Origin of the sequence: Chitinophaga sp. HK235 (assembly GCF_018255755.1) — a bacterium.
In the GTDB taxonomy this organism is placed as follows: domain Bacteria; phylum Bacteroidota; class Bacteroidia; order Chitinophagales; family Chitinophagaceae; genus Chitinophaga.
This window is the reverse complement of sequence record NZ_CP073766.1, coordinates 5,727,657-5,741,316: the sequence shown is the minus strand read 5'-3', so window position 1 is coordinate 5,741,316 and position 13,660 is coordinate 5,727,657. Positions and strand designations below refer to the sequence as shown.

Annotated in this window: 12 protein-coding genes; 2 read left to right on the top strand and 10 right to left on the bottom strand. The window is 45.9% G+C overall.

What is annotated here, in order from left to right; all coding sequences use genetic code 11:
- Position 1: 1 nt before the first annotated feature.
- From KD145_RS21680 to KD145_RS21640, 9 genes are all read right to left on the bottom strand, one after another.
- Positions 2-1,450 carry a RagB/SusD family nutrient uptake outer membrane protein gene (locus tag KD145_RS21680; protein WP_212001588.1) on the bottom strand — a complete coding sequence of 483 codons (1,449 nt, stop codon included), beginning with the start codon at positions 1,448-1,450 and terminating at the stop codon, positions 2-4.
- Between the two features lie 11 nt (positions 1,451-1,461).
- Positions 1,462-4,929, bottom strand: coding sequence for a SusC/RagA family TonB-linked outer membrane protein (locus KD145_RS21675; RefSeq protein ID WP_212001587.1), 3,468 nt, complete (start codon positions 4,927-4,929; stop codon positions 1,462-1,464).
- Positions 4,930-5,208: 279 nt separating this feature from the next.
- Positions 5,209-6,333, bottom strand: coding sequence for a FecR family protein (locus KD145_RS21670; protein ID WP_212001586.1), 1,125 nt, complete (start codon positions 6,331-6,333; stop codon positions 5,209-5,211).
- Between the two features lie 94 nt (positions 6,334-6,427).
- Positions 6,428-6,754 carry a nuclear transport factor 2 family protein gene (locus KD145_RS21665; protein ID WP_212001585.1) on the bottom strand — a complete coding sequence of 109 codons (327 nt, stop codon included), beginning with the start codon at positions 6,752-6,754 and terminating at the stop codon, positions 6,428-6,430.
- A 76-nt stretch (positions 6,755-6,830) separates the two neighbouring features.
- A complete protein-coding gene (locus KD145_RS21660) occupies positions 6,831-7,400 on the bottom strand; it encodes a Crp/Fnr family transcriptional regulator (protein WP_212001583.1) in 570 nt (189 codons plus the stop codon).
- Positions 7,397-7,813, bottom strand: coding sequence for a hypothetical protein (locus KD145_RS21655; protein ID WP_212001582.1), 417 nt, complete (start codon positions 7,811-7,813; stop codon positions 7,397-7,399). Before KD145_RS21655 ends, KD145_RS21660 begins: the two co-directional genes overlap by 4 nt.
- 85 nt (positions 7,814-7,898) lie before the next feature.
- Positions 7,899-8,333, bottom strand: a complete 435-nt coding sequence (locus KD145_RS21650) for a nucleotidyl transferase AbiEii/AbiGii toxin family protein (protein ID WP_212001581.1) — start codon at positions 8,331-8,333, stop codon at positions 7,899-7,901.
- Position 8,334: 1 nt separating this feature from the next.
- Positions 8,335-8,796 carry a hypothetical protein gene (locus KD145_RS21645; protein WP_212001580.1) on the bottom strand — a complete coding sequence of 154 codons (462 nt, stop codon included), beginning with the start codon at positions 8,794-8,796 and terminating at the stop codon, positions 8,335-8,337.
- A gap of 102 nt (positions 8,797-8,898) precedes the next feature.
- On the bottom strand, positions 8,899-9,912 hold the full coding sequence (locus KD145_RS21640; protein ID WP_212001579.1) for a LacI family DNA-binding transcriptional regulator: 1,014 nt from the start codon (positions 9,910-9,912) through the stop codon (positions 8,899-8,901).
- Between the two features lie 103 nt (positions 9,913-10,015).
- On the opposite strand from KD145_RS21640, the gene KD145_RS21635 reads away from it, so the two are divergent.
- The gene (locus KD145_RS21635; RefSeq protein ID WP_212001578.1) at positions 10,016-10,906 is read left to right on the top strand and encodes an inositol oxygenase family protein; all 891 of its coding nucleotides are present in this window, start codon (positions 10,016-10,018) and stop codon (positions 10,904-10,906) included.
- Between the two features lie 130 nt (positions 10,907-11,036).
- Positions 11,037-12,665: a sodium/sugar symporter gene (locus KD145_RS21630; protein ID WP_212001577.1), complete on the top strand. Its 1,629-nt coding sequence runs from the start codon at positions 11,037-11,039 to the stop codon at positions 12,663-12,665.
- Here KD145_RS21630 and KD145_RS21625 read toward each other — a convergent pair.
- A complete protein-coding gene (locus KD145_RS21625) occupies positions 12,645-13,631 on the bottom strand; it encodes a DUF2029 domain-containing protein (protein WP_212001576.1) in 987 nt (328 codons plus the stop codon). The genes KD145_RS21630 and KD145_RS21625 overlap by 21 nt on opposite strands.
- Between the last annotated feature and the right edge of the window lie 29 nt (positions 13,632-13,660).

Below are 13,660 nucleotides of genomic sequence, written 5' to 3'. Positions count from 1 at the left end.
TTTATCGCTCGTATTGCGGAATGTTGGGATTGACAGCGAGTACTTTTGGAGGAACCGGCAGAATATATCGTTTATCATTCGGCGGTAACGTAAAGGTTTGTACTCCCTGTGTATGGGTAATGGTTTTAGCGAAGCGCGGATCTTTGTTCAAACGTTTAAGATCAATCAGGCGGGTACTGCCCATAAAAGGCATTTCCCTTCTGCGTTCTTCCAGCACAAGTCTTAATGCATCATCGCTGGTGTTGGCAACCAGTGGCTGATTATTCTCAATACGGCTGTCACGCAGTGTATTCATCAGCTGGATAGCTCTTGCCGGGTCACCAATTCTTGCCTCACACTCTGCAGCAATCAGATATAACTCCGGTGTGGCGAATCCCAGGTTGAACTCAACATAAGGCGCCCATAATTCTCTGCCGGGGAAGGATACGATTCCTCCTCCGAAATTGGATTTACCATGACAGAAGAAAAGTGCAAAACGTTTATCTGTAGCTCCGGCAGGGAGGTCCTTTTTATAAGCATTAATTAAATCAGTACTCGCATATACTTCGCTGAAGACATGGCTGGAACTGGAACTACCATAACGGATCCAGACACTTTCCTTATTCTTGTTGCCATCCGGAAATGCAGTACTATCACTGAGTGTACAAACACGTCCCCAAGTACCATTTTTATTGGTATAGATCTTATAATCCAACAGGAAGCTGTTCAGCTTCAGTGCTTCATTCGCATTGGCCAGCGCAGCCTTATAATCTCCCATATAAAGGTTCATACGGCTCAGAAAAGCATATCCTACGCTTTTCATCGGCTTAAAATTATTAGGCACGTTATCAGGCAGATTGGGTAATGCTTCGTCCAGATCTTTTTTGATTTGTGCATATACTTCAGCCACGCTTTTACGTTCATAAGGCAGGTTAATATCCTCTGACAGTACCAGGGGAACACCTAGAGCAGTAGCGGCTGTTGCAGCGTCATAATGCTCAGCATAAACGTTTACCAGTGACAGGTATTCAAAGGCCCGTCCCACCTGTGCTTCAGCACGCAGCCGTTTTTTATCCTGTGCAGTACCATCGGGAACATTCAGTATATTATTAATCACAGTATTGTAAGTATAGATGTGATTATAAGCTGGTTCCCAAAATGGATCTGAGTCGCTCGGTTCAAAGGTCTGACCGTTTTTAAAGGTATAGAGGCTTTTCTTGAAAACTGAATATCCGGCGAATGCCGCTTGTTTCGTTACATCATTATCCTCTCCGGCTAAAACATCATCCGTGATATAGCTGGGATAAGCAGCGGTAGCCCTTATCAGGGAAGCGTTGCTCAACAACTTCTGATAGTCCTCATAAAACTCCGGAATCGTATAGCCTTTAGGTTTAATATCCAGAAACTTTTTACATCCCGGCGTAGTTATAATGGTAGCACCTGTCAATAACAGGTAAAATATCCTTTTCATACTTGTCCCTTTTAGAAATTAACATTTACACCAATTGTATAAGTGGTGGGTACCTTAAAGCCTCTTGTTGCATTTATGTTAAAACCGCTCCATGCTTCGGGGTCCAGATGCTGTTTGTTGGCAGACCAACTCCACAGATTCTGTACCTGGAAACTCCAGCGCATGTTCTGGATATAATATTTCTTCAGTAAGCGGTTAGGTAAATTGTAGCTGAGGGTTACATCACGCAGTTTGATATAAGATGCCTTGCTTACGTTTTTATCTGCTGCATCCCAGATCTGGGTAGTGTTGTAAGGCGCGCTGAAACTATAACCGGGTGCGATATCAGGGTTTGCTTCATCTCCTGGTTTTTTCCAGTAGTTGAGTGCCAGCCTGTCCATATTGGAAGTATAGTTTAATTCCGGATATTTTGTAAGATATGGTGAGGTCACATCACGCATTACATGACCACCGTAATAAATAAACATCACGAAGAGGTCAAATCCTTTATAATGCACCGTATTCTGCAGAGATGCTGAATAAGGAGGCACGGTGGTACCTTCATACACCAGATCATCAATTGTAAGGAAATCTGTTGATTTTACCACCTTACCATCTTTGGTGTAAGCCATTGGCTTGCCTTTGTCGTCCAGGCCGGCATAACGAATAGAATACAAAGAACCCATTGGCTTGCCGACACGGTCCTGCACTCCACTCAGGTAATCGAACAGCGTATTACGGGATACGTCCAGGCGGGTCAGCTGGTTTCTATTGTAGTTGAAATTCAAAGTGGTATTCCAGCGCAAATCCCGGGTGTTGATATTAGTGCTGGTCAGTGTCACATCCACACCGCGGTTAAACATAGAGCCGTAGTTGACCAGGTAGTTAGACCAGCCAACCGTAGGATCTGCAGTGCGATTGCCCAACAGGTCAGAAGTATTTTTATTATAGAAGTCAACGGACCCTGTTAGCTTACCTTTAAACACGCTGAAATCGACAGCCAGGTTGGTCACTCTTGTTTTTTCCCAGCGCAGTCCGGAGTTTGGCGGACTGGATATATAAGCCTGTGATTCATTCGTCCAGTTGTTGGAGCCGTCATCCCTGGTGATCATATAAGGACCGGCTTCTTTAGGGATATTACCGTTGATACCATAGGTAGTGCGTACCGCCAAACGATCTAACCAATTGAAATCTTCTGTGATGACATACAACAAACCGGCTGACCACATAGGTTTATACTGATATCTCGGATCAGTACCAAAGAGGTTGGACTGGTCTACCCTGATACTACCGGATGCGGTTAATCTGCGTTTAAAGGTGTAGGATGCATTTCCGTAGAAGAAAGCATATCTGTTTTCTCTATCATTGAAACCCATCTCCTTTTCTTTTTCTTTCCTGTCCAGTCTGAACTGACCGAATAAAGCCTCCGTGCCATAAATATACTGGCTGAGTGCCCATTCATCAATTGGCTTATAGTTCAGGCTGTATTCATCATACCCATATTTATACATATTGGTACCGGTACTCCTGATTCCTCGTCTTTCCGCACCTGCCAGCGCCTGGATCTCATGATCCGAATTAATCAGTTTGTTATAGTTCAACTGCATACGGAATGTATAGGAATTCGTTTCACCTCTTATTTCCCTGAACTGACCACCGATAGGGATGTAATTCAACACCTTTCCGTTCTGAATAAGTGTTGCATCATTAATCATGGTTTTCACCGCTGCCGCATCTTTACGATACAGCTGCTGGTCCAGCGTATCTGTGCGTTCAGACTGATAACGTACATCCAGGGAAAGGCCCTGCATCAGTTTGAAGTTAGCACCGATGTTCATGTTGAGATACTTGTAGGTGCGGGTATAATGCTGTTTCCTGATTTCATCAAGCGGACGATAGGTTTCATCCTGCAGCCCCAGTTTGTTCAGCCGGTCAATTTCATACTGAGACTTTGACTGGTACCATTGAGCAGGTTGTCCGTTCTCATCCCGGAGCATATAGTAGGAAGCTTTTCTTTCTTTGTCCAGCAGATAACGTTCACCAGCAAATCCATTATCATAGTCCTGCTTCATGTTACTGCCCAGTATCCCTACATCCACACGCATCCATTTGGTGAAATTGAAAGTATTGCGAAGGTTATATCCCAGGCGCCGTGTTTGCTGGTTCTTCTCGTATGGGGCAGTACCAGTATAATTTACAGAGAGGTTGTAGCTGTATTTTTCACTACCGCCGGAGAATCCAAGATTATGTTGATGGGTGACTGCTGCCTTGCGAAGCAGTTCATCCTTCATCTGGTCGTACCGGTCTCTGTTTCGAAACACATCCAGTGCAGTCTGCAATTGTGCTTCTGTAATTTTTCCTGCCTTACGTTCATACAATAATCTATACACATCATTCATGGCCTTACGAGGATCAATCGATGCATAGTCACCGGAACGATAGTTAAACATCTCCTGTTGGAAATTCACCAGTTCGGCGCTGGACATCAGGTTACGATAACCCTGGTCCGGCAGGGGAGTGAACTTGATGGAATTATTATAAGTAAGCTTTAAAGGGCCAGCTTTTCCGGCTTTTGTTGTCATCACAATAACCCCATTGGCTGCACGTGCACCATAGATAGAAGCCGCTGTAGCGTCTTTTAATACGGAAATCGTGGCTATATCGGAAGGATTAATCGCCTCGATATCTCCTTCAAAAGGCACCCCGTCTACTACATACAAAGGATTTTTTTCACCTTTTAAAGTAGATACCCCACGTATATTTACAATCCCTCTGTTGGAAGTCAAACCTGCAGCCATACCCTCGAGACGGTCAATGATATTTGTTTGCAGTTTGCCGTTGAGATCATTCGCAGAGATGGCAGCAAAGGACCCGGTAGCGCGCTCTTTGGAAATAGTCTGATAACCGGTACTCACCACAGACACAGCGGCCAGACGGCTGGAAAGCTGTTCCAGCATTATCTGTATGTTACTGCTTTTTCCTACCACTACCTCACGGGTAGTGAAGCCTACATACCGGATCAGCAGCACATCACCTGGTTTAGCATCGATATTAAATGTTCCGTTCACATCCGAAACAGCGGAGTGGTTGGTACCTTTGATCACGATGGAAGCACCTGGCAGCGGCGTTCCGGAGTTGTCCGTAACTGTACCGCTGATAGGTATGAAGGCTACTATGGCTGCTTCTGTGATGGCGGAAGGAGCCGGATTCTCCCGTTTGATAATCACTACTTTATCTACAATCGTAAAAGTAAGCGGTTGGTTCTTAAAACACTCCTTCAGCGCAGTAGACAGCTGGATGTTCTTTAACTCCAGGCTGATATTTTCTGTTCGCAGAAGGTCTTCCTTTGAATACAGGAAAGAGTATCCTGTTTGCTGTTGCATTTCCTTGAAAACCTTTGTCAGAGGTGCCCTCTTTAAAGAAAGCGTCACTGTTTGGGCGTAGGAGCCTGCGCTCACCTGCATAAAAGCAGCCAACAATAACATGACAGTTAATCTCATAATCTTCCAGATTTTTCTCCGGATGGCATATCTCCCGGAGTGCTCATTAGCTGGCGGGTACAGGGTACCGCGCTGGTCTTGGAACCAAGCTCTTAAAATCATACATTTGATTTTGGGTGATGAATAAATTTCTAAACAGGACATTTGACGTTACCCTTCCGGTCAGCCATACTGCGAATATGTCTGACCAGCTCCCGGCCTTTTACGGCCGGGATTTTTTATGGGTAGATGTCGGCATTTTTTTTACTGGTATTGATTGGTTTTTGATTGGTTTTTGATTTAAGGTCTTACGAAAATTTTGTTTCCATCTACAGTAAACGATACCCTGCCTGTCAGCTCCAGCATTTTCAGCAATCTGGAAACGGGCACATCACGGGGGATAGTCCCCATGAAGTGGTGATTGATTTTTCCCTCATAGATCACTTCAGCCCCATACCAACGGGCTACCTGGCGCATGACGGTGGTTATATCTGCATCGTTGAAAGAGAATTGTCCATTTTTCCAGGCGGTGATACCATCGGTATCCACATTGTTTAACAGGGAGAACTCCCCGCTGGTCAGCAATTGGGCCTGCTGTCCGGGTTTCAGCATACAAACGCGTTCGCCGCGGTTCACGCTGACGGCGCCTTCCAGCAGCGTCGTGCTGATGCTGGTTTCATCATTATAGGCATTGATATTAAACTGGGTACCCAGGACTGTTACTTCCATATCCCGCACCTTTACCTTAAAAGGTTTCTGTGCGTCTTTATTGATTTCCAGGAAGGCTTCTCCTTTCAGCTCCACGCTGCGGTCTTTGCCGGTAAAGGCAGTAGGGAAGGTAATGGTGGAGGAGGCGTTGAGCCATACTTTGCTGCCGTCCGGCAATATCAGCTTGAACTGCCCTCCGGCCGGAGTAGACAAAGTATTATATACAACAGGTTGCGCGCCGGCTGCTGCTTCATATACCAGCTGGCCGCCACCGGGTTTTGCGATTCTGCTATTGCCCTGAAGGGCCAGTGTGTCGGTCGTTTCTTCATCCAACACGATGGAAGTGCCGTTGGCCAGTGTAAGGGTGGCTTTGTTGCTGCCGGGTTGCAGATCGTTATGGTAAACAGAGGTCTGTGCCATCCGGGCAGGTGGTGTACTATGCCGCGTATAGAGGAAAGTGCCTGCTGTCACCAATACCAGCACAGATGCCGCTGCGGCATAGGCCCAGCGGAAAGTCCGTTTCCGGGGTGCTTGTATCCCTTGCAGGATACGGGCATACATCGCACTTTGCAAATACGCTTCCTGCTCCGGTTTCAGCCCGGTATCACCGGAAGTCTCCAGGTGTTCGCAGTAGCGGTCTACCAGTGCTTTCTCTGCGGTAGTGGCAGAGCCGTCCAGATATCGGTTGACGAGTTCTTGAAAGGTATTTTTATCCATAGCCTGTTAAATAGTACCCAAATTGGAGAGGTACCCTACGGCTACAAGAAAATTTTTTTAGGGCACGGCCCTTAGAGCCGTGCCGGAAATATTATTATAACAACGGCCGGGGATCAAAAACAGCCCTGAGTGAGCTGATCCTGCCATCGGTCAACTGGTACCAACTGCTGCCAAACACAGTAACTCCGCCCATGATATAATCACAGAGCACACAAACGTCGTTTCCGTCTTCAAACAATTTGTGAATATTATACTTAATTTTCATACGGCCCATGTCTTCCATATAAACGGCCGCGCCGTCGCGGGTACCCAACACGCCCACAAATTTAAAATCCGGGGCCAGTAAAGCACCGGCTGCTGTCATATCTTCCTGGTTCAGGGCTGTAATAAATTGTTCAACGGTTATTCCTGCAGATGTCATCGCTTTGTTTTTTAGTAATCAAAGCGTAAAGGTAGTTTGCCGGAAGGAATCTGTCCTGTGACGATCGTCACAAAACTCAGGACGAACGCCGGGCACGGATACGGCTCAACGTTTCCCGGGCTATGCCCAGGAAAGATGATAACTGACTCAGCGACACCCGTTGCAACATCTCCGGATAGTGTTCTTCCAGGTAGGCATAGCGCTCCTGCGCCGACATCAGTTTGAAAAGGGCTGTATGTTTTTCCTGTTTGGCGGCTATACGCTGCAAACACAGCCGGCCCAGGGTTTCAATCTGTGGATCTTTGGCGGCAGCCGCTAGCAGGAGCTCCCGGTCAAAACGCACCACTTCCGTATCTTCACAAGCCTGAATTGCAAAAGCTGACTGCTCCCGCCGGCCATAGCTGTTGATATTGGTAGCAATCTCATCTTCAAAAAAGAAATCAGTATTGATATCCACACCATCCTTGTCATAATAAGCCCTGCAATAACCACGGCTGATAAAAAAGAGGGCATCACATACCTGCCCCGCCTTCAGCAGATAGTCACCTTTCCGGTATTGCGCTACTGTCAGTGCTGGCAGGAGATGTTCCCAGTTCTGCTCCGAAAATGTTGTCAGGGAATGGATATAGGCTAACAGGTTTTTCATATTATTTTTCCGCTGAGATCTTTTAGTCTTGCTGACTGCTGATCATGTTTAAGAGAGAAGACTTTTAAAGCTGTTTCCTTTTGTACAGCATAATCCATTAACAGACGGGCCTTTTCCAGCAACGCCGGCAACGGCTTCACATCTCCCATTGCCAGCCGGATCTCAACTTCCTCCAACAGCAGGTCAATGATCACTTCTGCTGTTTCATAACCCATTTGCCATTGCTCCAGGAAATCCGGGAACGCCTCGGAGCTCAGGCTGTCAAAAGTATTGCGGTCACCGAATTTTGTGCCTTTAAAAGCGGCATTAATCTGGTCCAGCGCTTTGTCCGGCTGGGTTTTCTTCAAAAACACTACGGCCGCCAGTATCTTCCCCAGCTCTTCAAATATTTCTACGATATAATCTCTTTGCATAAAAATGTGTCAGGTCAAAAAATGGATAATCTCATATTTAATTAGTTCCCAGTGTTTACCTTTTAAACAAACTGAATCAAAGTCTTCATCTGCTACAGTAAAATCTTTGCACTACCTCCATTTTCATTGCCACAATTTCATCTATAGTCGCCATTCTAATATGGTCAACCATTTTCACCGGTTGTATGAATGAATCTGTATAATAAAGATCAAGTTTAACAGCCTCCTGTTCACTTTTGCCAACAAAATAAGACTTTCCCATTCCTATAATGTCTGTTACCGGATCTGTTATATATGAAAACGAATTTCTCAGATATGTATCAATACCGGCAAAATCAACAGAAGCATATTCACTGTCAGTAAATAAATCTATATCAACAGAGATCCTGTGCCCAATTTGTAAGCTCAACGAGGTTCCTCCCACCAGTCTGAATGAGTTAAAAATCTCACATGCCATTAGCTGCTTCAAAATAGCTTTCAGCATTGGGTTAACAGTATTCCAATATAGTTGATGAGACATTTTAGTGTTTATTTTTCAAAAACTGATCTACTACTTCCTTTCCATAGAAGCGGATTATTTCATTTTTCTCAACTTCATTCCCACGTTCAAAAACACGTTGAATAACGGCTCTTTTTTGTTGTTGCCAATCAATTGTGGCGATATTAGTTTCCCAAAATAACACAGGTCTAAGTTTAGAGAGATCAGGATGCTCACTGGCCAGCTGTTTACGTTTCTCTTCTTTTATCTCATAATACACCTGTAAAATCATAAAATAGCCTTCTTCCAAACCTAAAGCATGCTCTATTTTCAGAGCCAGAGCAGTATTCATACTCCGCTTACCCTTAGTAATGGCACCCAATGTTTGAGGATGCTCATTTATAGATAAGGCAAAAGGCCTCTTGGCGAGCTTTCTGTTTTTAAGCTCCATTTCCAGTACAAATCCTGGATGTACCCCCTTTAATATGAATAAATCTTCTCTCACCTATCAAATATAAGCAAATTTGCTTACATTAAAAAATGATTACAAAATATTATATATCAATAAATTAAATATAAATATCAAAATAATATTCATACTCAAAATTCACTTCCCACTCGATCCTCTCACCATCAGTTCCGAAGGAATCACAATACGTACATCCTTCGACGTTAGTGTTCTCTTTTCCAGCCACTTCACCAGTGTTTCTGCAGCGGCCTTACCCATATCAAAAGCGGGTTGCGTTACGGTACTCAGAGAAGGCTGAAGGATAGTAGCGATCTCCAGATTGGAAAAACAAACCAGTCTTATGTCTTCCGGCATATGAAGGGCCAGCTGCTGGCAGACCTGATACACGGTGGCGGTCAGTTTTTCCACGGAGGCGATGATACCATCGGGTCTTTTAGGATGCTGCAGCAGTTTTTTCACCATCCGGAAATTCTGCGCAGCGTCGGCAGAGCAGGTGATCATGTTTCGCTTTAGGCAGGGCAGGGAGTGGTCTTTCAGCGCCTGTTCACAGCCTTCCCGGCGGCGGTTGCAGATAGAAAGGCTTTCAGAAAGTCCCAGATAGGCAATGCTACGGCAGCCCTGTTCAATCAGGTGGGTGGTAGCCTTATAGGCGCTTTGAAAATCATCGGTCACTATTTTGGGTACCGGCACTGCTTCCAGGACCCGGTCGAAAAACACAACCGGCACTTCTTTTTCCAGTAGTTCCTGCACATGCGCAGCAGTGGTGGTTTCCCTGGATACCGATAACAGTACCCCGTCCACACGGCCACTTTGAAAATCCTTCAATATAGCCGCTTCTCCGGCATAACTCTCATGCGTAAGGTAAATAATCACATGATACCCTTTCGGCTTCACAGCAGCCTCTATTCCATTAATAGCAATCGAAAAGAAACTGTCTGCTACCTCAGGCAGCACCACTGCGATATTTTTGCTCTTACGGCCTCTTAAACTGCCGGCATATGCATTGGGAATATAATTCAGCTTTTCTGCCAATGCCCTTATCCGTTCCTTGGTGGCTGCACTGATCTCATAACTGTCGCGTAACGCCTTGGAAACAGTAGACGGTGAAAGATTCAATTCCCGCGCCAGCTCCCTGATGTTGACATTCTTCATGGTCAATAAATCTACGAAACCGGTTTCGTAAATAAAACCCCCGGTTTAAATGAATAATCCTTTCAAATAGCCGAAATTTAAATCAGTCATAAAACAGCCTGCCATGGATAACAAACAGCCATCCTTCAATGAACAAGAACGGAATCCTTTAACAAGCCTTGATCAATGGGAAGATGCCGTACTGGAACGTTACCCCACACCTGAGAGTATTGCCACATCAAAATCCGTTGATGAATACCGCAACTACGATACGCCTGAAAGAGATACTGTCCGCGAATTTTACCGGCTCAATCATACTTACCAGACCTACGATTTTGTAATAGAGAAAAGAAATAACTTCCTCCGGTTTGATAAGAAAGAAATGCCGGTATGGGAAGCCTTTCAGTTCCTGAACCAGCTGGTAGACGATTCAGACCCGGACACAGACCTGGACCAGTTCCAGCACCTGCTGCAAACATCCGAAGCCATCAGAAACGACGGCCATCCCGACTGGATGGTGCTCACTGGCCTCATGCACGATATGGGCAAAGTATTGTGTCTCTTCGGAGAACCGCAATGGGCCGTAGTGGGAGATACCTTCCCCGTTGGCTGTCCTTACTCCGGCAAAGTTGTTTACCCGGAGTTTTTCCGGAATAATCCTGACTATCAAAACAAAGCCTATCAGGAAGGCACCGGCATCTATCAGCAAGGCTGTGGCCTGCGCAACGTCCATATGTCCTGGGGACATGATGAATACGTATACCAGATGATGAAAGACCATCTGCCGGAATCAGGACTATACATGCTGCGCTACCACTCATTCTATGCCTGGCACCGGGAAGGCGCCTACGATTATCTGCTCGATGATCATGACCGCGAAATGCTCAAATGGGTGAAGCTCTTCAATCCATATGACCTCTATTCCAAAAACCCGGTGCCACCAGACTGGAACAAGCTTCGGCCTTATTACGAAGACCTGGTGGCCAGATACCTGCCGGCTACTTTAAAGTTCTGATAATTCTGAAAAACCGTCCACATATTATCCTGCACTGAAAATGAGCGTCCCCCTTTGGGGGATTGCGAAATTCAGTGTATCTTATCAACCACAGCAATTCCACACCTTATCCAACTTACACTTCCACCGCATGAACAAGCTGCATCAGGCTGACTACATCGTTTTCTTTATCTACTTCCTTGCCATTGCCTCTTACGGCTATTACGTCTACCGCAGAAAAAAAACAGCTGCCACCAGTTCCCGTGATTTTTTTCTGGCCGAAGGATCGCTGACCTGGTGGGCTATCGGCGCCTCACTAATAGCTTCCAATATCTCCGCAGAACACTTCATCGGCATGTCCGGCTCCGGGTTTGCACTGGGCCTCGCCATCTCCACCTATGAATGGATGGCCGCTGCTACCCTGATCATCGTGGCTGTATTTTTTATACCACTGTACCTGAAGAATAAGATATATACCATGCCACAGTTTCTGGCCAAAAGGTATAATGACAAAGTCAGTACTGTCATGGCTGTATTCTGGCTGCTGGTATATGTGTTCGTCAACCTCACCTCCATCATCTACCTGGGTGCGTTGGCTATCGCTTCCATCTCTGCCATCCCTTTTGAATGGTGTATTGCAGGTCTCTGTATTTTCGCAGTTATCGTTACACTCGGTGGCATGAAAGTGATCGGCTACACTGATGTAGTACAGGTAGCTGTGCTGATCATCGGCGGCCTCGTCACCACCTATCTTGCGCTCTCCTTACTATCAGAGAAATTCGGTTATGGAGGCCATATCCTGCAAGGCTTATCTGTACTGCGAAAAGAAGCGCCTTCACATTTTCATATGATCTTCAGCAGTGATCATCCGTATTATAAAGATCTGCCGGGCTTATCTGTACTGATCGGCGGTATGTGGATCAACAATCTCGCTTATTGGGGATGTAATCAGTATATCACACAACGCGCACTGGGAGCCAATTTACAGACGGCGCGCAAAGGGATATTGTTTGCCGCTTTCCTGAAACTACTGGTACCCGTGATTGCCGTACTGCCGGGTATTGTAATGTTTGTACTGCACAAGAACGGTATGTTTCAGCAGGAGATGACCGATGCGACCGGTGTCATCAAACCGGATCACGCGTATCCCACTCTGATGAACCTGTTGCCGCCCGGCCTCAAAGGAGTGGCCTTCGCCGCACTTACGGCAGCCATCGTGGCCTCTTTGGCAGGAAAAGCCAACAGCATCTCCACCATCTTCTCACTGGACATCTACAAAAAATTCTTTCAGCCTGCCGCCAGCGAAAAACAATTGGTTAACGTAGGACGCTGGGCTGTTATCATCGCCATGCTACTGGCTGCCATTGTCACACCTTCGCTACGATCACTCGACCAGGCCTATCAGTTCATTCAGGAATATGTCGGGTTTATCTCTCCCGGCGTATTGGCCATATTCCTGCTCGGCTTTTTCTGGAAAAGAACAACAGCCGGTGCGGCACTCACCGGTGCTCTGCTCACCATCCCCATATCAACAGTACTCAAATTCCTGCCAGTATGGACCCATGGCGCTTTTCCGGACTATCCATTCCTCGACCGTATGTCTATCACTTTTGTATTGATTGTGCTGATCATGATGGTGATCAGCATCATAAGGCCCGCTGACGCAGGAGCTCAGACTATCGAAATAGACAAGTCCATGTTCCGCACCAAACCGGGTTTTGTCGTGGGCTCAGTGATCATCGTGGGTATTCTGACGGCCTTATATACCGTGTTCTGGTGAGTTTGATTCCGCCCGCTGCCGGATCACCTGCAGGATATTGTTTTGTATATCCTTCATAATCCAGGATGCCCACCAGCTGGCATAAAAATTAAAGGTGGTATTCAGTTCAAAATGGCTATAGAGATGCAGCCGGAAATTTCCGTCGGACAAGGGTTGCAGCTCATAGGTACCATCCAGCACATCAAAGTATTTTCCTCCGATCACTACATGTTCATCCATGGTAGTAGAAGGGATATTGTAGGGATCTGCTTTTATGGTAAAACTCATACTACGCTGATGGTTATACGCAGTAACCGTTTCGTCAAATATCAGCCCCTTATCAAAAATAGCTTTGCGGTAAGCGCCTACACCTTCATAATTCAGCTCGGCCCTGATAGGGCGGGGGAAACCAAGCATACGGGTAAACCAGCCTTTATCCTGTTTCTCCGCTATTTCACTCACACGGGTTACATTTTTCCAGATATTTTCCTTGCTGGCATGAATATCAATGTATGTATACGCTCTGTATTGTCCGGGAATCTTTTTGATCAGTTGTTCTGCCGGAGAAACGACCAATGGCAGTAATGCGATGAGTGATACATATATCCGCTCCCTGTTCCGGTCTCTTAACTTATACCGCGCTGCCACTTTACCTCCCAGTGAGGCAGCCAGCAGAAACAAAGGCAGCACCATCAGCCAGCATGCCCATCCTTCCCACCCTAAAAGAAGGGTCAATAGAAAAAAAGCGCCAATAGGTGCCCAAGGCATAAAAACACGGTATGCTCTGCGGGACGCATTTTCTTTGGAAGACAGGTAAATAGTGAGTGCACCTATCCCAAAAGGGACCAGGAAAAGGAAGGACAATCCCATTACAGAATAGATAGCTTCTACACTATTCAAGCCGAATATAAAACGCAGGGACAGGCCAAAGAGCAGAGGTATAGCAATAATCGCAGGGACTTTAAAATTTGAATTATGGGTTGGCATAGATAGTACTTATGCCGGCAAGATAGATA